Genomic DNA, 23066 nt, shown 5'->3' with positions numbered 1-23066 from the left:
AGTATAAACTATATATTAGTTTAAAAATATGTAGTTATATTTTTGCAGTATCAGATACATTTAACCATGCTTCATAAAACTCATTAACTGATGCATACCGTTCTACACGGCTTTCATTTACAGCACGATATGCTACCTCATATAATCCTTTACTTGCGTCCCATTTTATAAAAGCGCGATCTTTTCCACCGCCTAAAAGTGCGAATGCCATCGCCCCCATATTAAATACGTTTGTCTTCTCATCAATCATTGCATTAAGCTCAAATTCCTCAGGAGCCATAAAACGAGAGGAACCCCATAATCGTCCCATTTTATTTATATATGGTTTTTTAGAATATAAATCAATATCACAAATTTTTGTCTCATTTGTACTGAAATTATATAAAATACTGCCATCATAAAAATCTATCGCTACATAATTTTTCTTTTCTACATATGTATGGAAAGAAAAAATGGAATTTAAGGATTGAATTCGTTCCTTAACAGATAAATGCTTAAATTTTAAAAAAGGAGAGTTTGGATTTTTATATTTCTCAGTAGGTGGGAAACTCCAATGCGAATGTAGACATTCACCATCAAACCAATCGAAAATTAATACATATCCAGATTGAACTGGAAAATGTTCAATTAATCTAATAAGCGAGTCATACTTTAACTCTTCATAAATAGTAACTGAATTTTTTAACCTTTCAATAGCATCATTTGTTGTTCCTTCATATGCAATGGTTTGTGCCCCAGCATATTTAATGAATTTCTTATGACCATCTTTTTCCACACCAAAAGAAAGATTACCTGAATCTTGTTGGTCAAAAACTGCAAATACGGTCCCTAATTTTATAAGCCAATCAAAATTATGACGTTCTTTTAATTGGAAAGTTACATGATTTAACTGAATTTCAACTGGAATATCTTTCATAATTTACCTCGCATTTATTATAATAAAGTTGTATAGTTCAATATTCGACATATTTTGTTAAACTCCTATGCAAATTGCATGAAGTTTTATAAATATAATAATAAATGCTTAAAAGGGGGCAAAAAATTGGAACAACAAATTGTTATTAAACCATATCAAAAAAGCTGGCATGAAGAATACTTAAAAGAAAAAGATAAATTCATTTTTTTATTGGGAGAAGAATGTATTGCTATTGAACATATAGGTAGCACATCGGTAGAAGGGTTAGGGGCGAAACCACTTATCGATATGATGATTGGCGTAACAGATTTACATATTTCTGAAAAGTGGATTGAATCCCTATCGAAAATTGGTTATGAGTATGTTCCAAAAGAATCACCTAATTGGCGTTTTTTTAGAAAGGGAAAATGGAGAGCTGGTACACATCATTTGCATGTTTATATTTATAATAGTGACGAATGGAAAAACAATCTTTTATTTCGAGACTTTCTAACAAAAAATGAATGGGCACGTAAAGAATATAGAGAATTAAAAGATAGACTTGCAGCTACATACCCTTTTGATCGTGTGTCGTATACCCATGCAAAAGCGCCGTTTATTCGAAATATATTAGAATTGGCTAGAACTCAATAAATTTACAGATTCTTATCTAACTAGTTTTGAAATCGCTTCCTATACTTATTATAGGGAGGGGATTTTTTATAATAACCAAATACATTTTTTTAATTATTGGAGGCGGAAAATTTCATTTATTTTGATATTTCTAGTACATTGAAAATATTAAGGGGGAATTAAATAATGAAAGCTATTGTACATCAAAATAAAAAAGGATTAGAGGGATTAAAATATAAATTTTCATCTGAGATAAGTCCTAATGCTGGTGAAGTAAAAGTAAAATTAAAAGCTGCAGGGTTAAATCATAGGGATTTATTTATTATAAACAATAGAAAAGAAATGGATATACCATTAGTAATAGGATCAGATGGCTCAGGAATTGTTACAGAAATAGGAGAAGGAGTTTCAAATAGTACACTACATACCGAGGTTATTATAAATCCTAGTATTGGATGGGACCATACTGCTGAAGTTCCAGAGCTACCCGAAGTATTAGGTGGACCGAAAGATGGAACGTTTGCCGAATATGTTATTGTACCAGTTGAAAATGTAGTGGAAAAGCCATCATACCTTACTTGGGAAGAGGCTGGTGTTTTATCTTTATCAGCATTAACTGCATATAGAGCACTTTTTACAAAGGGTAGATTGAAGTGTGGGGAGCATGTTCTAATTCCAGGAATCGGTGGTGGCGTAGCAACCTTTGCCATGTTATTTGCTAAAGCAATCGGAGCCAAGGTAATTGTAACTTCAAGGATAGATAGAAAAAGAGAGATCGCAGAAAAATATGGTGCAGACATTTCTTTTAATAGTTCTGGAAATTGGGAAGAGAGTTTACAAGGAGAGAAAGTAGATTTAATAATCGATAGTATAGGTCCGGCAACATTTTTGAAATATTTTGATGTATTGAAACCGAATGGGAGAATTGTTAATTTTGGTGCAAGCTCAGGAGATAAAATAGAATTGCCTTTACGAGCGGTATTTTATAATCAAATAGACATTATGGGAACATCTATGGGGAGCCGTGAGGAATTTAATGAAATGATTAAATTTATAGAGAAATATAAGATTAAACCAATTATGGATAAAATTTATTCGTTAGAAGTAGCAATTCAAGCGTTAAGACGTATGGAACTGGGAGAACAGTTTGGGAATATTGCTCTACGTATGGAATAAAAATATGATTTAATAACTAATGTTTTTATATGGATATGTTATGTAATATATACACTTATAGTTTGTGGATCGTTTAAATTAAAAGGTTTTTCAACTCTATATATCTTTAATACATGTAAATAGTTACATAATTGTCAAATGAAAAATAGTAAAATAAATAAAGTGGAAATTTAAATGTGTGTAAATGTTGTATACTGTGTAAATCAAGTAAACTTGTATCTTTATTTCAAGTAAAACAAGAAATTATAAGGAGAGAGTAATGTGAATTACACAGTATTTCAATGGATAAATAATTTAGCGGGCACATCTATGCTCTTAGATAAGGTAATGGTTGCTATTACAAATAGCGCTGCATATGTGGCTATTCTATTCATGTTTATTTTATGGTTTCATAACGGCAAGAAAGAGAATGCGATAAGGAAACAATATACAGTGTTATATACGACACTTTCAGTAATAATTGCGTTACTAGTAAATGTTATTATACATGTAGTATATTATCATCCACGTCCTTTTGTATCACATGATGTAAATCAACTAGTACCTCATGCAGAAAACTCATCATTTGTAAGTGATCATTCTGTACTTGTATTATCGATCGCATTCATATTTATTCTTAGAGGAGAAAAGTTAAGATATATTGCACTTGTATGGGCGGTTTTAGTTTGTATATCACGGTTGTATGTAGGTGTTCATTTTCCTTTAGATGTAATCGGTGCAGCTGTAATAACAATTATAACAAGTAGTTTATTGTTGCAGAAAAAACGTATATTTAAACCAATCGCAAAACTTGTTTTCAAAATGTATGCACTCGTTGCGAAACGAATTCCTTTTTTAGAGAAATATAACCATGTAGCTTAAATTTTATAACTAACGATTTATAGGTTTGGTGAAAAATTCCCTTTGAAGATTCAGAAGGGGATTTTTTTTATTGTAGACAAGATTGAATATACTGCAGCAAGGTTAAAAAGAATGAATATCCTTAAATTTCACGTACTGTATTCTAAAAATTTAAATAAATCAAAAGCGAAAATAACAAAAACTAGTTTTACATTGTTTTAAAGGAATTAAAAAGAAAACTTCGAAACATATATTATCGAAAGCAAAAACTACATATTTTAAAGCGCATCTTTGCATTGATCAATTAAAAAAGAAAGGAGAAAAGTATGCATAAACTTCAAACAAATAAAGGCGCAAGGTATATGATGATTGTTTTTATTATTTTGTTTCTTACTATGCTTTTACGTTTTTTTTACATTCAAGCAGTAGGGGTCATACAAAATGTTGATGTAAAAGATCTTGCGAATGAACAACACAATAAAAATGGTGTTTTAGAAGCGAATCGTGGCACAATTTATGATCAAACTGGAAAGGTGCTAGTTCAAGATTCCACAACGTACCGTGTTGTTGTGAATTTAAAAGGAAAAGATAAAGTAATAAATAAAGATGAAACTGCAGGGAGATTAGCTGATGCGCTTGAAATTGATAAAGAAGAAATAATAAAAAACTTTCATGAGGGACGTACTCAAGTTGAAATCGGAAAAATTGGCCGGAATTTATCTAGAGAAATGAAGGATGAAATAAAAAAACTGAAAATACCGGGGGTTTCTTTTAGGACAGAAAAAGCAAGAGTATATACAAATGAAGATTTTGCATCCTATATACTCGGATTTGCTAGACCTGACGATAAAGGAAATACAGAAGGGAAATTTGGACTTGAAAAAAGTTTGGATAAATATTTACGCTCTACAAACGGGAATATAGAATATGTAGGTTCACAAAAAGGTATTCCGCTTACAAATGATATTAGAAAAATAGAGACTGCTAAAAATGGAAATAATGTATATCTTACACTTGATAAACAAATTAATGGATTTTTAGAAGAAGCGATGAACAAAGCACAAGAGCACTATGATCCTTCTATGTTAATAGGAATCATTGCAGATCCAAAGACAGGGAAAGTTTTAGGGATGTCTAGCAAGCCTAGTTTTAATCCTAATAAAGGTGATATAGAGTATTTTTTAAATGATCCAATTGCAAACGCATATGAACCAGGTTCAACAATGAAAGTGTTTACGCTTGCTGCTGCCATTAATGAAGGTGTATATAACGGAAAAGAATATTTTCAATCAGGTAAATATTCTGTTGGTTCATCTGATATAAAAGATCATAATGGTGGATTTGGGTGGGGATCTATTACATTTGATGAAGGTTTTGAAAGATCATCAAATGTAGCTTTTTCTATTTTAGAAGATCAGTTACTGAAACCAGATAAATTTAAGCAATATATGAATAAGTTTGGATTTAATCAAAAAACCGGAATAGATTTACCTGGTGAAAGTAAAAATACTTTATTATTAAACACACAAATTCAACAAGTTACTACTTCTTTCGGCCAAGGTTCTACTGTAACGCCTATTCAATTAATCCAAGCAGCTACCGCAATAGCGAATGACGGGAAAATGATGAAACCATATATTGTCGACAAAGTTGTAAATCCAACAAACAAACAAGTTATTATGGAAAATAAACCGAAAGAAATTGGGAGTCCGATAAAAAAAGAAACAGCAGAGAAGGTAAGAAACTTAATGGAGCGTGTTATTATATCTTCAAAAGGAACTGGTACAATGTATAAAGTAGATGGTTATCCGATTGGTGGTAAAACAGGAACAGCTCAAATTCCGAATCCTGAAAATGGACGATATATGGAAGGTAAAGAAAATTATATTTTTTCATTTTTAGGAATGGCTCCGATTGATGACCCCGAGATAATTGTATATTTAGCTATTAAACAACCGAAATTAAAGGGTGACGAGTATGGAGCTCAGCCTCTTGCTGAAATCTTTAAACCAGTTATGAAAAATAGTCTCGAATATTTAAAGGTGAAACCATATACTGACAAACAAATGGCAGACACAACGAAACAATCTCAAATAAAAGTACAAAATTATGTTAACCAAACGATGGATACAGTTGAGAACAGTGTAGAAAAAAAGAAACTTCAGCCAGTAATTTTAGGAGAAGGTAAGATAATAAAGCAATATCCACAGTCTGGTGAAGTGATGAGCGAAGGGGATCGTTTATTCTTATTAGGGAATAATGCAAAAATGCCAAATTTACAAGGTTGGTCAATGCGTGATGTTATGTATTTCTCTAAACTATTAAAATTAGATTTGAAAACTTCAGGTACGGGTTATGTAACGAATCAAAGTATTGAAAAGGGACAAGTTATACAAGAAGGCGATGCATTAAAAATAGAATTAGAACCCCCACTGCAACCGTTAGCAGATGCGAATACAAATTAATTCCGACACTTTGAAGGGCCTAGATACAGTAGGCTCTTTTTTAACAGTACAAGTAATTTCACGCACCGTAATTTTTAGAAAAAATAATAAACAAGAACAGTAATGTTGACATAATTCCAATTGACAGATTATTCTTTATTTACAGTTATATAGAACTGTGATAATATGGAAAAAATCAAATGCAGTGAAGAGAAGAGTAAATAAAATGAATTTTTCACAGAGAGCTCCATTTAGCTGAAAAGGAGCAAAAATTCTTTATTGAACCAAGCCTCTGAGCAGCGCATCGGAACCTTTTATTAGGGGGTGGTGTGACGGGAGCTCCCGTTATAGAGATAAGGTATAAGCATGAAAACAATGCAGTACCTGATAAGGTTAATATGGCGACATATTAATAAACTAGGGTGGCACCGCGATGATAAATCTCGTCCCTAAGACTAAAAGTCTTGGGGGTGAGATTTTTTTATTGCTTTAAAACCATTTGGAAAGCGGGGGCCTGAAATGAAATACGTACTTAAAGATTGGAAATATCCTTTATTACTACTATCCGGAGTTGGCATTGCGAATTTAGGTGCATGGATTTACTTAATAGCACTGAATATACTTGTCTATAATATGGGTGGATCAGCCTTAGCTGTTGCAATTTTATATGTAATAAAACCAGTAGCCGCTCTATTCACAAACGCTTGGTCAGGAAGTATGATTGATCGTTTAAATAAACGAAAATTAATGATTCACCTTGATATATTTCGTGCAATATTAATCGCCATTTTACCATTAGTTCCATCCCTTTGGAGTGTTTATTCCTTAGTATTTGTTATAAGCATGGCTAGTGCGATTTTTGAACCGACTGCTATGACATATATGACGAAATTAATACCAGTAGAGCAAAGACAACGTTTTAACTCACTGCGTACCTTAATAGGATCTGGTGCATTTTTAATTGGTCCGGCGGTAGCGGGGGTACTATTATTTGCGAGTACACCAGAGTTTGCTATTTATATAAATGCTACTGCCTTTCTTATATCAGGAGCCATTACACTGCTACTGCCTAACCTTGATAAGAAAGAAGATTTGGATACGACTAGTAACACATTATCCCTTACTGTATTAAGAAAAGATTGGAGGGCTGTTATAAACTTTAGTAGAAAACATGTGTATGTCGTATATATCTACTTCTTATTTCAATGCATAATCGTATTAGCAACCGCTACTGATTCACTTGAACTATCGTTTGCAAAAGAGGTATTACTATTAACAGATAGTGAATATGGTTTTTTAGTTAGTATAGCTGGAGCAGGCTATATATTAGGTGCCATTACAAATACAATTTTATCAAAAAAAATAGCACCTTCATTTTTAATTGGAATAGGATCATTATTCATTGCAATCGGTTATTTATTTTATGCTTTTTCAAATGAGTTTTTAATAGCTGCTATCGGATTTTTTATTTTATCTTTCGCTATGGCATATGCAAATACAGGGTTTTATACCTTTTACCAAAATAACGTTCCTGTTCATATGATGGGACGGATTGGAAGTATATATGGGCTATTAATCGCGGTAATAACTATTGTTGCAACGATTTTGTTCGGCGTTGCAACTCAAGCTATTTCTATACAACTTGTAGTTATTGTAGGATCATTAATAATGTTATTTATTACTATCATATTGTGTGTGTTTACTTTATTACCATCACAATCTAAGGTGTATTCTACTGAATCAATAAATTCGAAATGAATTTTGTGTTCTCATTAACAATTTATCGTATTCAATAAGAAGGTTCTTTCCCCTTTATATGGAAAAATAATAAGGGGAAAGAACAATATCAAAGATAAGGGTGGTTGTCGTGATAAAAATAAAAAATGAAGTGGATAAAATTATAAAAGATATTCATAAGAAAATAGATTTCTCTGGAGTAGTTTTAATAAAAAAAGAAAAAGAATTAGTCTATGAAAAAGCATTTGGTTACGCAAACAAAAGTGAATGTATAAATAATACACTACAAACAAGATTCGGAATTGCCTCAGGGTGTAAAATTTTCACTGCTATTGGCATCTGCCAACTTGTTGAAAGAGATGTGATTACTTTTCATACAAAGTTAAAGGATTGTTTAAGTATTGAATTTCCAAACTTCAATGAAAATATTACAGTACATCATCTTTTAACGCATAGTTCGGGTATTCCAGATTATTTTGATGAAAGTATCATGGAGAACTTTGAGGACCTTTGGAAACAAACTCCAATGTATCTTTTAAAAAGTTTACGAGACTTTTTATCATTATTCCAAAATAGTAATATGATGTTTGCACCAGGAAGTAAGTTTCACTATAATAATGCAGGGTTTATCATACTTGGATTAATTATAGAAGAACAAACAGGTCTCACTTTCACGGAATATATAGAAAAGAACATATTCATTCCAATAGGTATGAATGATTCTGGCTATTTCTCTTTAGATAGATTACCAAGACACACAGCTCTCGGATATATAAAAGATGTAAATAAACAAACATGGAGAACAAATGCATACTCTATACCAATAAAAGGAGGTTCTGATGGTGGTGCTTTTATTACTGCGCCAGACATGCTGAGGTTATGGGAAGCATTATTTAACTATGAAGTAATAAGCAAAGAATATACAGAGTTACTTTTAAAACCTCACATTCAAGTGAAAAATAATCAGTTTTATGGTTACGGAATATGGATTGAAACTAGACAAAACAATGTTTTTAAATATCATGTGATGGGCTATGATCCAGGCGTCAGTTTTCGCTCTGCTGTATATCCAGATTTGGGAATTACATTAGTTATTCCTTCGAATAAAGGAGCGGGACCTGAAAAAATAATGGGAGAAATAGAACAAGCTTTTTAATTGTACAAATACTTTTAAAAACCATCATTTTATTTACAAAATGATGGTTTTCTATCATGAAAATTAAAGATAATAAAATCCAAATTTACAAACATAAAAACATTTAATTAATCAAATTTACAGATTAAAGTTTTTTCAGTAATATAAAAATAATAATATGAAGGGGTGTGTTAACAGTTTGCATATGATCAACGGAAGTGTGTGTATCATTTTAGGGATTATCTGTTATTTGATAGTACGAATTATATTAATTGGAGTAATAAGTAAAGAACGTGTAAATTGGTGGACAGAATTTATTTGTTGTCTATTCGCAGTATATATTTGTATGGTTGTTGCCGTAACCTTATTTCCTTTACCAATAGGTTTTCCTTCTAGTGCTTTAAATCTTAGTCGTTCAGCTAATGTTATCCCTTTTGAATCAATTATTAAAGATATCAATCAAATTGGAAGTGCTTATGGTGGGGATTCTTTATTCATGATTGCTCTAATCGTAAGGAATGTAGGAGGCAATATTTTATTATTAATGCCTCTAGGATTTTTAGCACCAATTATATGGGATACATATAAAAAGATCAAAAACACTATTTTATTAGGATTTGCTATATCAGTTAGTATTGAATTATTACAATTACTTGAGTCTTTATTTAGTGGATGGGGACGTATTACAGATATTGATGATGTAATATGCAACGTACTAGGCTCTATTTTTGGATATTATATGTATAAAGTTTTTTTAAAGTTAGTTACTAAATTTAACATTCAAGTGCTAGAGAAAAATAATGCTAAAATGTGAAATTTATTGATAAATAAAATTTAAAATAAGTTCATCCCGTGTTTAACAACACTGTGAACGGTAATACTAATTAACATTGAACTTTTACAACAAGGGATGATAATATGATATACATTTACACAGACTTCGGCGGCACACATACAACTTCACTTGCTGCAGCCTATCATTTAAATAAATTACCAACGGATCGTAAGTTAACGAAAGAAGAAATTTTAAATGTAGATTACTTCAATAAATTGAAAACCGAAGATATGGGGAAGATTATTTTTCATGGGATAGACGAAAATGGTCACCCTGTATATACGATTGGATGTGGTGCATCAAAAGTTGTTGTACCTGCGATGAAGCATTTAGGTGAGATTTTGCAAAAACATTATCAAAGCCATGAAAAGATTGTTTTTTCTAATACATCACCAACAGTGCCTTTACCAATGACTTTTGGCGGGCTATTTTCTAGAAGGTTTCATATCGATTTTATCGGCGTACCTTTACTCGTATGGGGAGCGAAAATTTGCTGCGATAACATACAACGGCTCGTTAGTTATACAAAAGAAGCTGGACGATTAACGAATGATTATGTTGTAATTTTAGATAATGAAACTTTTAAATAGTATATGATAAGAAGAAAATCGAGCAAATTCCTTGATTTTCTTTTTTATTTGTGAAATAGACAAAAAATATTCACATTTAATATTCATCTACTATAGCCAAAACTATAAAGTCCTGTTACTATTACAGGGATATTCTCTTTTCATAACATAAATATATAGAAAAATTAGAAAAGAGGAATTGAATTAAGGGAGGAACAACATGAAGCGTGTTGCTTGGATTACTGATAGTACAACTGCGAGTTTTATAACAGAAGGAGATAACTTTGTTGTACCAATTGAAGTTATTATTGATGGAGTGTCGTACAAAGATTGTGAAGAAGGTGTACGTGAACGCGTCTATGCTGCGTTAAACGAAGGTAAAACTGTCACTACATCACAACCTAACATTGGGGAAATGGTAGAGTTATTTACGAAATGTAAAGAAGAATATGAAGAAGGATTTGCAGTTGCTATTAGCGGGAAAGTAAGTGGAACTTATCAAAATATGAAACTTGCTGCAGAAATGGCAGGGTTCCCTTTAACTGTGTTAGATAGTGAATCGACAAGTTATCCAATGGATGAACTAATTAGAAAAGCGAAATCGTTATACAATGATGGTATGACTTTACAAGATATACACAAAACATTAGTAGATGAAAAAAGAAGACCTTTTTATGTATTTCCAAAGAGCTTAAAAGGTTTATATGCAAGTGGTCGTGTAAAAGGGGTACAATTTTTACTTGGAAGTTTATTAAGTGTCAACTTAATACTAGAAGTGAAAAGTGGAGAACTTTTACTTGAAAAGAAAGTTCGTAAAATCCAAAAATGTAGAGATTACATTAAAAGTGAACTGGAAAAAGAGTTACCTAAAGTACTTCATATGTTCCATGCCAACGATAAAGATGGAGCGGAAGAATGGATTTCAGATATTAGACAATCATTCCCTGAAATGGATTTCAAATTATATCCATTACCAATTTCATTTGCTGTTCATGCGGGTGAAGGAACAATAGCGATTAGTTATTAAAGTAAAACCCGTGAATAATTCGCGGGTTTTTTATTTAATTTAATGAAATCGAAGACAATTTTACGTTATTCTCTTTAAGTCGGTTTAATAGCAGGAATTCCTGGAATACAACAAAAAATTAAAGATATACGTAATATAAGATGTAGCATTTTTACTAGTGAAGTAGTAGGACCCATTTCTATTATTTAATCTCTGTAGCAGATTCATCCTATATTAGATACTTTTTCGAAACTCATGTCATCTTCATATAAAATGATAGTAAAATATTAAAAAAGACTAATTAAAAACGCTCTCTAAATTTGACAATGAATATCATTTTCATTTAATATGAAATCGTCACATTTAATTGGACATTATTTTTGTGAAAAAATTTTACTTTTTTATTAGTGTAATAGAATCCCGTTAGGGTGTCACTTTCAAGAACTATCACGGACTTTTTATGAATTTAAACGCAGGAAGGGATAAAATAAAAATGAACTGGAAAAAAGGCGGATTATGGATTATTATTTTTTTCATTGTAAAAGGTACGATTTCTACTCTTTTAATTGTTACAGGTGCTAAATATTTTGATTTATCATTTATACAAATTTTAGTACTAATACTGATTTTATTACTGATTTCTCTAACATCTCGTAAATTACTTTATAGACATAAACAAACCAAAAAGCAAAAAGAGCTAAATATATAATAAAACCCCAGAGACCGTTGGATTTCTGGGGTTTTACTTTGACAGTCTTATTTTTCTGCGCTTATCTATCGTAATTCAGCGGTTTTTCTAATAACAATCTTGTCAATATCATCTTCTTCATCACCAATAAATAACCCGCGTTCTTTTAAATACGCTTCAAAATATAAATCTGCCTCTGCACGTTCATCATATGGTTTTACAGATAGAACGAAACCTAATTTGTTTTGTTCCTTTAAATGCGAGGTGGAGATATAGGCCGGTACATTGTGGCGTAAAAAGAGTTCTTTAACTGGAATAATCATATCTTTCATTAATTTCGTTAACATACCCATTTCAAACTCGAAATTAAAACGATCTATACTACATAAATCAGCGAATACTACACCGATAAAACCTGTATTAAATACTTCTTGATATTCTACGTCTTCGTCATGATTACCGTAAAAATTCTTTTCGATTAAATAATTTACAAAATAAGCAACACCGTCACTTTGTTCAAATGGTTTCGTTGAAAGAACAAAGCCGATTTTCTTTTGTTTATGTAAATACACACATGACATATATGCTGAAATATTATGTTCTTTAAATAGAGAACTTGTTGCCCCGGAGAGGCCATCTAAAACATGATGAACGATTTGGAGTTTTTTACGAGCGAAGTAATAGGATTTCTTTTGTAACTCCAATGTATCAATAAAGACAGAGCCGATAAAGCCTGTATTTGAAATAATAGGTGTTTGCTTTTTTCTTCCTCTGCGCTTTGCTTGAGCCATTGTAAAAATCATCCCTTCATGTACAATTAAAATAAAAAGAACGTTTGTTCGTATATTTATATTTTACTATTAAAACGCTCTAAAGTAAAGGGTTTTTGACGAAAAAACAACAAAAAAGACACCTATAAAAGGTGCCTTAAACGTTGTAGGGAAGAGGGTCCATCCCTACTATTTATATTATGATACAGAAACAATTTCTTCTGTATCTTCTACATCTAAATGACAGTCCATAGTACGAACATCTTGATCTTCATGACTTCCGAAATAAATAGTAATTTTCATATGTATCGCTCCTTTATTCTAGGAATACCTAAAATAATTACTAGTAATGTTAATATTTATTATATACCACTTTTTTCATTCCGACAACGTTATATCATTTTTAATTCTTTCATATTACAACCTGTCATATAAAGGTATTTAAAAGGGTGTTTTCAATGAAGGAGTACAAATCTCTGTATGGAAGGAGACAATTGATGAATTATCAAAAATTACTTATAGATAACTTAGAATATAAAACTTCAAATGTTGCTCGTTATGTACAAGGAATAAGTGTAAAAGAAACGAAATTTAATAAAATATGAAAAAGAATCCAATTTAATCATTGGGTTCTTTTTCATTTAGCACTAAATGTATAACTTAAATCAATCTAGTATTGAATTTCTTTATAAAATATTACATTGAGTATAACTTTTCATAATAATAATCTGAAATTAATCAAAATGTAATTAATTTCAACTACGTTTTTTATATTTTTTTGATACACTGGCTACAAGGGGGATGCCAATTAAGGTTGGTAAAAACCAAAACCATATTGGTGGAAGTAAATTTATAATGGGAATATGAATGCCGATGTTTACTAAAAGTGCAGTAACAGCACCAATATAAGAGCCTAACATACCTCTAATATGATGGTGGAGCCAATTTTTCCAACGCTTTTTTCTTGCAAGGTAACCATAAATCGCAAATGAATAAGAGAAAATTGCTACATAAAATAAATATGCGATTTTTTCCCAGTTTATAATGGATAATATAATTGCAGTAACGGTGATAACAACATAGGATGCATGATATATTTCACCCCATTCTGTATGTTTTCCTTTCTTCTTTTGAGCAACCATCGCTACAATACCGGTTATTAAACATATTGTTCCAAATAATATGTGGATGGTTAAAAGAACGTTGAAAATGCTCATAATAATTCCTCCTTTTTATTTTTATAGTATTGCAGTATAGGAGAAAAGTTGAAACGCATTGTTTATTCGCCTTAATATATTGAAATAAAGGTACTCCTAGAACAAATATAAACGGACAAATTTTTCTTGAACTTAGCGAGACACGTATTACGTGAAAAGAAGGAGAGACTTCCATGTTTACATCTATTACATATTTACAATCTGGGAATGAGAAGCAACAAAAAGTGTATGATGTTTTGGATAAACTAAACATCATGGAGGATTTAACTTTGTATAGTCCGGTTCTTTGTGGGACAATTCCTATTAGAATTGATACTCTTCGATCTGACTTAGATATAGTAATGGAAGTACATAACTTTGATGTTTTTGAACAGGAAATGAGATCTTTATACGGTTCTTATAAAGGATTCAAAATAAAAAAGAAAAAAATTAAAACTACAGAATCGATAAAAGTAAACTTTGAATTTGAAGGTTTTGAATTTGAATTATTTGCTCAGCCTAAGCCAGTACGTAACCAAAATGCATATAGACATATGATCGTAGAGCACATGCTATTAATGCAGCATCCACATATAAGAGAAAAAATAATGCACTTAAAGGAACAAGGTTTAAAAACAGAACCGGCTTTTGCTCAAGTATTAAAAATTGACGGAGATCCTTATGAGGAACTTATTTTGTTAGGGCAGGAAATGCGGTTGTGGTAAAAGATACATAAAAACTCCTCTATAGATAAAAGAGGAGTTTTTATTGTGTCATTAACATACGGATTAATTCACTCAACAATTTAATCCCGTTAGTGATTTGTTCTGGAGAAGCATATCCATATGATAAACGTATGCATTGATCTGATTCTTCTTCATAAATACGTCCCGGGTTTAAAAGAACACCTTTTGATAGTGCCTCTGAAAATAGTTTCTTCATCGGAATGTTAGGTACAATCTTTATCCATATAAAGAATCCGCCGCTAGGAATATCCCACGTTGCAACATCTGCACAATACTTATTTAAAGCTTGTATCATGATTTGTCTTCGTTCTTTTAATTGAATTCTTACGTTTGCAACATGCTCTTCATAAAACCCTTTATTTATCCATTCAGCAGCAACTCTTTGAGATAATGAACTCGATCCATAGTCTGTTTGCATTTTTATATCTGATAATCTATCAATTACAGGTTCTGGCCCGATAATCCATCCAATTCTAAGTCCAGGGGTTAGTGTTTTAGAAAGACTGCCAATATATAATACATGTCCATGTTTATCCATTGATTTTAATGGAGCTGGTGGTTGTTCATCAATCCATAATTCACGGTAAATATCGTCCTCAATGATAGGTAACTGTTCTTTCTCGCATATTTTTAATATTTCTTTCCGTCGCTCTTTAGACATTAATATCCCTGTAGGATTTTGAAAGCAAGGAATAGAATATAAAATATTTTGCTTTTGACTATATTTAATTCTTTTTAATAAGTCGCTAGGTAAAATACCGTGATGATCCATTGATATACCAGATAGGTGTATATTTGCTGATTGAAATACATGGAGTGAATATAAGTAAGAAGGTTGTTCAAGTAAAACGGTTGATTTTTTATGCAAAAGACCAATTGAAATTAATTGTAATGCTTGTAGTGCACCAGAGACGATTAATATAGAATGAGGCGATACATGTATTCCAAATGTTTTTACGTATGTACTTATTGCTTCACGTAATGGGTACAGCCCTTTTTGTTCCTCGTATCCGAAATAATCTAATTCCTCGCTTACGTTTTTCATAATGGATTGCATAGTTTCTATCGGGAAAAGATCAGGTGAAAGTTCGCCTTTACTAAGCTGTATAAGTTTTTTATTTGCTTCTGCTTTATTTATTTCTCGTACCATTAATTTGCTTGGTTTATGAATACCAGCTTTTACATATTCACTCCAATCGGGCGGAGGATTTGTCGCTAACAATGACCATGTATTATTCGTTACAATTGTTCCTGCTCCTACTTGTCCTTGAATTAAGCCATCCGCCATAATTTCATCTAGCGCAGTTATTACAGTACTCCGATTTACATGAAATAATTTTGCTAGCTGTCGTTGACTAGGAATCTTACTTCCAATGGGCCATTCTCCATTTTCAATTTTTTCTTTCATATAGTCTACTATCTGCCGATACTTAGGCAGTTTTTTATTCGTTGTCATAAAAAAACCCCCTCGTTCACTTTAAAAATGCTAAGTGGTTGGTTTTTACGATAAATAACTGGTTGAAGACATTGTAACAACTATTAAATATGATGAAAAGAAATAATTGGTAATTTGAAAATGGTTGGTTTATTAGGAAGGGAGAGACAACATGCATAATAAAAAATGGGATTTACGCATTATATATGCTCACGCTTTTACAATTCTTATATGGGGAACTGCTTTTCCGGCAATTCGTATGGGACTTGAATCGTATACACCTGAGCATCTTACTTTACTACGTTTATTAATCGCTTCATTTATACTTCTGTTGTTTTCTTTTATTTACAAGTTACGGATACCGGATTTAAAGGATATCCCAGCAATTTTTATGTTCGGCGCTTTAGGATTCACTTTTTATCATATTGCATTAAACTACGGCGAAAAAACTGTAAATGCCGGATCTGCAAGTTTAATTGTTTCAGTCACTCCTATAGTAACAGCAATCCTTGCTTCGGTGTTCTTGAATGAAAAAATGAAATTAAATGGCTGGATCGGTAGTGTAATTAGCTTTGTCGGAATTGCTTTAATATCCTTAAGTCAAGGGGATTCTATTCAATTAAATAGCGGAGGACTATTTATATTACTAGCAGCAGTTTCGGAAAGTTTATTTTTCGTTTTCCAAAAATCGTATTTAAAAAAGTATGGTTTCTTGCCATTTACGGTATATACAATTTTGTCCAGTACTGTATGTATGCTTATTTTTTCTCCAGGAATTTATCAAAAAATACTAGCGGCTCCTCTTGAAGTAAATGTAAGTGTTATATATTTAGGCTTATTTCCAACAGTACTGCCGTATATTGCATTGGCCTATATCATATCTCGTACTGGTGCTGCTGAAGCAACAAGTTCTCTATATTTAACGCCAGTAACTGCGTGCTTTATAGCTTGGGTATGGTTAGGTGAAGTGCCAACTATTGTTTCAATAATTGGCGGGGGAATTACTATACTCGGGGTTTTAATTGCACATGTATCATTAAAGAAAGAAATGCAAAGTGAAGAGTACTGCAATACAGCAGGGTAGTTTGTTTACTATTTGCAAGAGATTTTATTGAACTCTTAAATAAATTGCTTATTTGAGAAAGAACTAACATAATGTTAGTTCTTTTTATTTATACAATGATTACGAGTAATCATTGTATAAAATTGTATAGTTTAATTATTTTTTTACATATACATAATTATCATCTGCTATTTTCTATATGGAAGGAGATATTCTTTGGAAAAAGTACTATTTTTCGGAGACCCAGGTATTGATGACTCGTTTGCCATTATGTATGGTTTACTGCATCCTGAAATTGAAATTGTCGGTATTGTAACTGGATACGGAAATGTTGAACATATACATACTGCGCATAATGCAGCGTATATTTTACAGTTAGCAAATAGACAAGACATTCCTGTGATTAGCGGTGCAACAAAACCGCTTACAGAAAAAATTACAACATACTATCCTGAAATTCATGGACCAGAAGGATTAGGGCCTATTCATGTGCCAAAAAGTGTATTGTCTATCCCGATATACAATTTTGGTAGTATTACTTCAATTCTTGTAAAGTACGGAAAAGATTTAACAATTGTCGATGTAGGAAGATCTACCTCGTTAGCGATTGCTTTTAATTTATGGAATGATTTAATGTTGAATGTAAAAGGAATCTATTTCATGGGTGGTGTTTTTTTAGAAGTAGGAAACGTTACGTCATTAGCAGAGGCAAACGTGTATGGAGACCCTATTGCAAGTAAAATTGTTTTTCAGCAAGCAAAGAATTTATTAATATTTCCTTTAAATGTAACAAACAAAGCCGTTTTAACACCAAATGTATTTAACTATATCCAATCTAATTCAAAGAATCCATTCCATACGATAATGAAACCAATGTATGATTACTATTTATCCGCATACCAAAAACTTAATCCATCTATCGAAGGACCTTTGCTACATGATGTGGTTGCTATAAGTGGATTAGTTAACCCAAGTTTTTTTGAATTTGTGCATCGTACAGTGAATGTAGATACTTACGGAGATACGAAAGGACAAACATTTGCTGATTTTCGCCCTAGCTCAATATCTAAAGGGGCCCGTATAGCACTAGAAATAGATGAACAAAAATTCATTCAAGATTTTATAAAAATCATGTTATAAGCTGTTGTCGAAAAAGGGAATTATTTCACTACGTTGAATATATAAATACATTCTCTTTATAAAGGAGCTTACAATATTGAATATCCACTTAAAGGTTGTTACGAGAGAGAATTGGGAAGATGCATTAAATTTACAAGTTAAAAAAGAGCAAAGAAACTTTGTTCCATCAGTAGCAGTTTCTCTTGCTAAAGTATATATAAAACCAGATGGCGACAATGTAGAATACATACCATTTGCCATATACGATGGTGATCTTATGGTTGGTTTTATTATGCATGCTGTTGTAAAAGAGACATCAAATATGTATTGGATTAACGGATTTATCATTGATCAAACACGGCAAGGGAATGGTTATGGAAAAGCAGCATTACAAGAAAGTATTGATTTAATAAAAAATACATTTAAGGCGTGTAAAGAAATTAGATTAACAGTACATAAAGATAATATTTCTGCAAAGAAACTATATGAATATTACGGTTTTCAAACATTAGGATATGATTATGATGGTGAGGAAGTATATCGTTTATTCGTTTAACTATGAAGTAGTAAAGGTGTGAAATGAATTGTGCAATTTACTGAAGTGAAAATCGAAGTATTTATTCCTGAAGAATACATTGAAATGTTAAGGGATGCGTTAAATAAAATTGGTGCTTGTAAAACCGGAGGATATGACCATTGTCTTTCTTATAGTTCAGTAAAAGGGTACTGGAGACCGTTAGAGGGAGCATCACCTTATAATGGGGAAATTGGTCAAATATGCGAGGGGCAAGAATGTAAAATTGAAATAAAGTGTAAACGTGAACTTGTAAAAGGTGCTCTTGAAGTTATTAATAAAATTCATCCGTATGAAACACCTATGATTTATATTATACCGATACTAAATGACTATTTTGAGCAAGTTTAAATTGAATACCTAGGAGGAATATAAATTGAAAAGTAAATTCCACCATATTGTACGAGCAGTCGTGATAAAAGATGAAAAACTATTAGTTGCTGAATACATCGGACATCACTATTTTTTACCTGGTGGCCATGTTGAAATCGGAGAATCAGCAGAGAATGCATTAATAAGAGAGTTACGAGAAGAACTCGGAGTAAATTGTAGTATAAAACGGTTTTTGGGGGTCATAGAAAACCAATGGAAAGATAAAGAAGTACTTCATCATGAAATTAACCACATTTTTGAAATAGATTCACAAGAGTTATATATTGAGTTAACACCGAAGTCTAGAGAATCTCATTTAGCATTCCACTGGATAGATTATAGTAAAGAATCTTTAAATACTTATAAAATCATGCCAATGCCTTCAGTTAAAGAATTACTAGAAAGGAAATTAAGTGATGAACTACTAAATTGTTGGATTAGCAATTTTTAAATCACTCTATTTATAGTAAATTCGTCCATTGAAAGGATATAAAGAAAATAGGCTGTAAAACAAGGTACATCACCTAGTGTAAGTTCATATTTTGTTGATGTACGCATTTAGTCTATAGCCTTGTTTCTATATTAATTTTAATATTTGGACGGAATTTATATAACAAATGGAGGGTTTCGTAATGAATCAGTTTCAACAAGAACTACAATCATTAAACCTTAATGATTATCAGTCTGGTAATGTTGTGTATTGGGATCAACAACAACAACAATATCCATATTACTACATTCAGGACGATGCACGTCGCTGCGGTGGATGTGGCGGTTGTGGTGGACGCTGTGGTGGATGTGGAGGCAGATGCGGTGGTTGTGCAGGACGTTGCGGCGGTTGTGTAGGTTGCGCTGGATGTTTCAGCTGTTTTAATTGCTGGAACTGGTGGGTTATTTAATTTTATAAATCACTAATATTTCATATGAAAGAAAGGCGTAAATACTAGTTTATGCTTTTCTTTCATGCTGTGATTTGTTATGGGTATTAAGGGGGGATTTATTTGTATACATACGATAAGTTAATTTCTTGGGTAGAGAATATAAAAGAGAAAAATCATAGTTCTGCTACAGCACTATGTATTATAAAGGATAACAAAATTGTACTAGAGCATTATAGTGGATACCATTCTAATACATCTAAAAGTAAAAAGGTAACAGCATCTTCCCAGTTCAACGTTGCTTCTGCGAGAAAAAGTTATTTAGGATTAATGATTGCATATGCGCTTTATGAGGGTAAAATAAACTCTATTGATGATGAGGCGATAAAATATTTTAAAGACCTTGATCCTTTATTACTTGGTAAAACAACGATAAGACATTTAGTAACTCACTCGCACGGTTTAACGGAAATGGATGACGGGACAATTTTTCGTGAATTTGAACCCGGACAAGCTTGGGCGTATAGAGATATTAATGTAAGAATGATGACACGTCTTATTTATCAACTATATAACAAAAGTTTTCCTGAATTGTTAAAGGAGCGTGTATTTAAACTTGCCAACTTCCAAGAAACAGGGTGGAGAATTAAGCAAGATGAAAATTTAGTTAAAGTTGTTAATAATCCAAATGAACCCGCGATTAGCGAAGTGGGTTCATTAGATGATGGTACTGAAAAAAATCTGTTCGTCTCAGCTAGAGAGTTTGCGTATTGGGGTAACCTCCATTTAAATCAAGGTATGATAAATGGTAAACAAATCGTTCCAAAAGAAATTATAAAAACTGCTACGGGTATACAGAGTCCGGCGTTTGAAAATAATGAACTACCACAAAACGGGTTGTTTTGGTTCGTTCAAAATGAACCTGCACAATTAAATGAAATTGGTGAACGCGTACCAAAAGGATCGTATCAAATATTAGGGATTACGGGACCAACTATATTAGTAATACCTGAATATAATGTAGTTGTTGCGAAAATGTATAATAAAAGATATAACTACGGTGGTGAGAATTATTTATATTATTTACGTGAATTTAGCAATTTAGTCGCAGATACATTTCGTAGCAGTAATAGGGCATAATTACTCCTATATTGAAAAGGAGTGAAAGAAAATGAAAGATAAAATAAATAAAAACAAAAAGCAAAACATTAAAGATGTAAATACAGAACAAAATGCGATTTATAGCGATCCAAAAGATGCAGCTAATATGCAAACAGTACCGCAGCCGAAGGATTTTGATGAAATCGAATATTAATTTTTATCCATCCGACTATATGATGAATGAAAAATACATCTTAAGTCCCATCACATGAAAGAAATTTTTTGATATTCTATATACATAAGCATTTGAGAATGTCTTATCTTAACAAAGCTTTCTTGAAATATATCTGTATATAACCTGCAAAAAGACACTTCATTATGGAGTGTCTTTTTGTGTGCATGAACTTAATTTCCATTTTCCGCACAGTATCTTGCATTTTATGATGGTTATACTAACTGTGAAAATTCATGTCAATATAATAGAAGGGGACAGTTAGTATGAAACAAACCACTATAAATCCGTTACTAATTGTTTTAGGCACAATCATTGTTCAAATTGGCCTTGGAACAATTTATACATGGAGTTTATTTAATCAACCCCTTGTCAGTAAGTTTGGATGGAACCTCAATGCCGTTGCGATAACTTTCTCCATAACAAGCTTTTCTTTATCATTTTCAACCTTATTTGCAGGAAAGTTACAGAAAAAATTTGGACTTCGTAAACTTATCGCTACTGCAGGAATTGTTCTGGGACTCGGATTAATACTTAGTTCGCAAGTTTCTTCTTTACCCTTACTATATTTATTAGCTGGTGTAGTAGTTGGTTATGCAGATGGAACTGCTTATATCACATCACTATCTAATTTAATTAAATGGTTTCCAAACCGAAAAGGGCTTATTTCTGGTATATCTGTTTCTGCATATGGAATGGGCAGCTTAATCTTTAGATATGTAAACGGTAATCTTATCGACAGTCTTGGTGTATCACAAGCATTTTTATATTGGGGGATTATCGTCTTACTTTTAGTATTAATTGGATCGTTCTTCTTACGTGAAGCAATTGTAAGTAACACAGTAACGGAAACATTACACAATGATTATACGCCGCGTGAAATGATGAGAACGAAACAAGTATATTTCTTGTTTTTTATGCTATTTACGTCGTGTATGGGTGGATTGTATTTAATCGGGATGGTAAAAGATATTGGGGTACAGCTCGTTGGACTTAGCGCAGCAACTGCTGCTAACGCCGTCGCAATGATTGCAATCTTTAATACAGTAGGTAGAATCATTCTTGGAACGCTATCAGATAAAATTGGTCGAATGAAAATTGTCTCTGCAACGTTTATTATTATTGGATTGTCAGTCTTTACATTAAGTTTCATTCCACTAAATTACGGGATTTATTTTGCTTGTGTAGCCAGCGTAGCCTTTTGCTTTGGTGGTAATATTACAATATTTCCAGCCATTGTTGGAGATTACTTCGGTTTAAAAAACCATAGTACAAATTACGGGATTGTATACCAAGGGTTCGGATTTGGTGCGCTTGCAGGATCATTCATCGGAGCATTACTTGGTGGATTTCAACCGACCTTTATTATCATTGGTGTTTTAAGCGTTATTTCCTTCATTATTTCGATATTAATTCATCCACCAAAAGCAGAGAAGAAAAAGGAACTAAAACATTTACATCGGAAAGTAGCGTAATACTAAAAAGAGTCCTAATATAGGGCTCTTTTTTATTACAAAACATTTAATTTTCCCTTTTTCCTTATTGTGTAACCTATTTTTTTGTAGGAAGAATGGCGTTACTTAATTGAAAGTGTAATGATTTGAGAAGCAGTAAAGTTGTTT

At 32.0% G+C, this 23066-nt stretch carries 23 protein-coding genes, 1 pseudogene and 1 other annotated feature; of the genes and pseudogenes, 20 read left to right on the top strand and 4 right to left on the bottom strand.

The window, feature by feature from the left end:
* Positions 1 to 34: 34 nt before the first annotated feature.
* Positions 35 to 916, bottom strand: coding sequence for a protein kinase domain-containing protein (locus BAQ48_RS17470; protein ID WP_071712116.1), 882 nt, complete (start codon positions 914 to 916; stop codon positions 35 to 37).
* Between the two features lie 126 nt (positions 917 to 1042).
* Between BAQ48_RS17470 and BAQ48_RS17465 the strand changes: the two genes are divergently transcribed.
* From BAQ48_RS17465 to BAQ48_RS17420, 10 genes and pseudogenes are all read left to right on the top strand, one after another.
* Positions 1043 to 1549 (top strand): GrpB family protein, encoded by a 507-nt coding sequence (locus tag BAQ48_RS17465; protein ID WP_071712115.1) that lies wholly within the window; start codon positions 1043 to 1045, stop codon positions 1547 to 1549.
* A 165-nt stretch (positions 1550 to 1714) separates the two neighbouring features.
* On the top strand, positions 1715 to 2704 hold the full coding sequence (locus BAQ48_RS17460) for a zinc-binding dehydrogenase (protein ID WP_071712114.1): 990 nt from the start codon (positions 1715 to 1717) through the stop codon (positions 2702 to 2704).
* A gap of 261 nt (positions 2705 to 2965) precedes the next feature.
* Positions 2966 to 3565, top strand: coding sequence for an undecaprenyl-diphosphatase (locus tag BAQ48_RS17455; protein WP_071712113.1), 600 nt, complete (start codon positions 2966 to 2968; stop codon positions 3563 to 3565).
* Between the two features lie 305 nt (positions 3566 to 3870).
* The gene (locus tag BAQ48_RS17450) at positions 3871 to 6009 is read left to right on the top strand and encodes a penicillin-binding protein (protein ID WP_071712112.1); all 2139 of its coding nucleotides are present in this window, start codon (positions 3871 to 3873) and stop codon (positions 6007 to 6009) included.
* A gap of 175 nt (positions 6010 to 6184) precedes the next feature.
* Positions 6185 to 6442: a binding site (T-box leader), on the top strand.
* Positions 6443 to 6507: 65 nt separating this feature from the next.
* Entirely contained in the window at positions 6508 to 7746 is a 1239-nt protein-coding gene (locus BAQ48_RS17445) for an MFS transporter (RefSeq protein WP_071712111.1), read from the top strand.
* 109 nt (positions 7747 to 7855) lie between these two features.
* Entirely contained in the window at positions 7856 to 8881 is a 1026-nt protein-coding gene (locus tag BAQ48_RS17440; RefSeq protein ID WP_071712110.1) for a serine hydrolase domain-containing protein, read from the top strand.
* Between the two features lie 178 nt (positions 8882 to 9059).
* A pseudogene (locus tag BAQ48_RS17435) lies at positions 9060 to 9691 on the top strand (VanZ family protein).
* Between the two features lie 87 nt (positions 9692 to 9778).
* A complete protein-coding gene (locus tag BAQ48_RS17430; protein ID WP_071712108.1) occupies positions 9779 to 10285 on the top strand; it encodes a DUF3189 family protein in 507 nt (168 codons plus the stop codon).
* Positions 10286 to 10484: 199 nt separating this feature from the next.
* Positions 10485 to 11291, top strand: a complete 807-nt coding sequence (locus tag BAQ48_RS17425; RefSeq protein WP_071712107.1) for a DegV family protein — start codon at positions 10485 to 10487, stop codon at positions 11289 to 11291.
* A gap of 472 nt (positions 11292 to 11763) precedes the next feature.
* Positions 11764 to 11979: a hypothetical protein gene (locus tag BAQ48_RS17420; protein WP_001104089.1), complete on the top strand. Its 216-nt coding sequence runs from the start codon at positions 11764 to 11766 to the stop codon at positions 11977 to 11979.
* 65 nt (positions 11980 to 12044) lie between these two features.
* Here BAQ48_RS17420 and BAQ48_RS17415 read toward each other — a convergent pair whose 3' ends face one another.
* Positions 12045 to 12761, bottom strand: coding sequence for a hypothetical protein (locus BAQ48_RS17415; RefSeq protein ID WP_116758532.1), 717 nt, complete (start codon positions 12759 to 12761; stop codon positions 12045 to 12047).
* Between the two features lie 722 nt (positions 12762 to 13483).
* Positions 13484 to 13945 (bottom strand): DUF2306 domain-containing protein, encoded by a 462-nt coding sequence (locus BAQ48_RS17410; RefSeq protein WP_071712105.1) that lies wholly within the window; start codon positions 13943 to 13945, stop codon positions 13484 to 13486.
* A gap of 173 nt (positions 13946 to 14118) precedes the next feature.
* Between BAQ48_RS17410 and BAQ48_RS17405 the strand changes: the two genes are divergently transcribed.
* The gene (locus tag BAQ48_RS17405) at positions 14119 to 14649 is read left to right on the top strand and encodes a DUF4269 domain-containing protein (RefSeq protein ID WP_071712104.1); all 531 of its coding nucleotides are present in this window, start codon (positions 14119 to 14121) and stop codon (positions 14647 to 14649) included.
* A 40-nt stretch (positions 14650 to 14689) separates the two neighbouring features.
* On the opposite strand, the gene pdxR is transcribed toward BAQ48_RS17405, so the two are convergent.
* Complete coding sequence (gene pdxR / locus BAQ48_RS17400) at positions 14690 to 16126, bottom strand: MocR-like pyridoxine biosynthesis transcription factor PdxR (RefSeq protein ID WP_071712103.1); 1437 nt, start codon at positions 16124 to 16126, stop codon at positions 14690 to 14692.
* A 151-nt stretch (positions 16127 to 16277) separates the two neighbouring features.
* Here pdxR and BAQ48_RS17395 point away from each other — a divergent pair, with 151 nt between their 5' ends.
* From BAQ48_RS17395 to BAQ48_RS17355, 9 genes are all read left to right on the top strand, one after another.
* Positions 16278 to 17189, top strand: coding sequence for a DMT family transporter (locus BAQ48_RS17395; protein WP_071712102.1), 912 nt, complete (start codon positions 16278 to 16280; stop codon positions 17187 to 17189).
* A gap of 195 nt (positions 17190 to 17384) precedes the next feature.
* Entirely contained in the window at positions 17385 to 18308 is a 924-nt protein-coding gene (locus BAQ48_RS17390; RefSeq protein WP_071712101.1) for a nucleoside hydrolase, read from the top strand.
* A 76-nt stretch (positions 18309 to 18384) separates the two neighbouring features.
* Positions 18385 to 18843 (top strand): GNAT family N-acetyltransferase, encoded by a 459-nt coding sequence (locus BAQ48_RS17385; RefSeq protein WP_071712100.1) that lies wholly within the window; start codon positions 18385 to 18387, stop codon positions 18841 to 18843.
* A gap of 30 nt (positions 18844 to 18873) precedes the next feature.
* Positions 18874 to 19212 (top strand): divalent cation tolerance protein CutA, encoded by a 339-nt coding sequence (gene cutA, locus BAQ48_RS17380; protein ID WP_071712099.1) that lies wholly within the window; start codon positions 18874 to 18876, stop codon positions 19210 to 19212.
* 25 nt (positions 19213 to 19237) lie between these two features.
* Entirely contained in the window at positions 19238 to 19684 is a 447-nt protein-coding gene (locus BAQ48_RS17375; protein WP_071712098.1) for an NUDIX domain-containing protein, read from the top strand.
* 181 nt (positions 19685 to 19865) lie between these two features.
* Complete coding sequence (locus BAQ48_RS17370; RefSeq protein ID WP_071712097.1) at positions 19866 to 20132, top strand: heterocycloanthracin/sonorensin family bacteriocin; 267 nt, start codon at positions 19866 to 19868, stop codon at positions 20130 to 20132.
* Between the two features lie 102 nt (positions 20133 to 20234).
* On the top strand, positions 20235 to 21251 hold the full coding sequence (locus BAQ48_RS17365; protein WP_071712096.1) for a serine hydrolase domain-containing protein: 1017 nt from the start codon (positions 20235 to 20237) through the stop codon (positions 21249 to 21251).
* A 31-nt stretch (positions 21252 to 21282) separates the two neighbouring features.
* Positions 21283 to 21426 (top strand): hypothetical protein, encoded by a 144-nt coding sequence (locus BAQ48_RS27985; protein WP_000653324.1) that lies wholly within the window; start codon positions 21283 to 21285, stop codon positions 21424 to 21426.
* A gap of 284 nt (positions 21427 to 21710) precedes the next feature.
* Positions 21711 to 22919 carry an L-lactate MFS transporter gene (locus tag BAQ48_RS17355; protein ID WP_071712095.1) on the top strand — a complete coding sequence of 403 codons (1209 nt, stop codon included), beginning with the start codon at positions 21711 to 21713 and terminating at the stop codon, positions 22917 to 22919.
* Positions 22920 to 23066 lie beyond the last annotated feature (147 nt).

It is taken from the genome of Bacillus luti, assembly GCF_001884105.1.
Classification (GTDB): domain Bacteria; phylum Bacillota; class Bacilli; order Bacillales; family Bacillaceae_G; genus Bacillus_A; species Bacillus_A luti.
Note: the sequence above shows the minus strand (reverse complement) of the source record. Positions and strands in the feature narration are given on the sequence as shown.

Coding starts and splice junctions, on each gene's coding strand:
- BAQ48_RS17405 (WP_071712104.1), top strand. CDS start 14,119: ATGTTTACATCTATTACATATTTACAATCTGGGAATGAGAAGCAACAA.
- BAQ48_RS17415 (WP_116758532.1), bottom strand. CDS start 12,761: ATGATTTTTACAATGGCTCAAGCAAAGCGCAGAGGAAGAAAAAAGCAA.
- BAQ48_RS17470 (WP_071712116.1), bottom strand. CDS start 916: ATGAAAGATATTCCAGTTGAAATTCAGTTAAATCATGTAACTTTCCAA.
- BAQ48_RS17395 (WP_071712102.1), top strand. CDS start 16,278: ATGCATAATAAAAAATGGGATTTACGCATTATATATGCTCACGCTTTT.
- BAQ48_RS17420 (WP_001104089.1), top strand. CDS start 11,764: ATGAACTGGAAAAAAGGCGGATTATGGATTATTATTTTTTTCATTGTA.
- BAQ48_RS27985 (WP_000653324.1), top strand. CDS start 21,283: ATGAAAGATAAAATAAATAAAAACAAAAAGCAAAACATTAAAGATGTA.
- pdxR (WP_071712103.1), bottom strand. CDS start 16,126: ATGACAACGAATAAAAAACTGCCTAAGTATCGGCAGATAGTAGACTAT.
- BAQ48_RS17370 (WP_071712097.1), top strand. CDS start 19,866: ATGAATCAGTTTCAACAAGAACTACAATCATTAAACCTTAATGATTAT.
- BAQ48_RS17450 (WP_071712112.1), top strand. CDS start 3,871: ATGCATAAACTTCAAACAAATAAAGGCGCAAGGTATATGATGATTGTT.
- BAQ48_RS17445 (WP_071712111.1), top strand. CDS start 6,508: ATGAAATACGTACTTAAAGATTGGAAATATCCTTTATTACTACTATCC.
- BAQ48_RS17410 (WP_071712105.1), bottom strand. CDS start 13,945: ATGAGCATTTTCAACGTTCTTTTAACCATCCACATATTATTTGGAACA.
- BAQ48_RS17430 (WP_071712108.1), top strand. CDS start 9,779: ATGATATACATTTACACAGACTTCGGCGGCACACATACAACTTCACTT.
- BAQ48_RS17355 (WP_071712095.1), top strand. CDS start 21,711: ATGAAACAAACCACTATAAATCCGTTACTAATTGTTTTAGGCACAATC.
- BAQ48_RS17460 (WP_071712114.1), top strand. CDS start 1,715: ATGAAAGCTATTGTACATCAAAATAAAAAAGGATTAGAGGGATTAAAA.
- BAQ48_RS17425 (WP_071712107.1), top strand. CDS start 10,485: ATGAAGCGTGTTGCTTGGATTACTGATAGTACAACTGCGAGTTTTATA.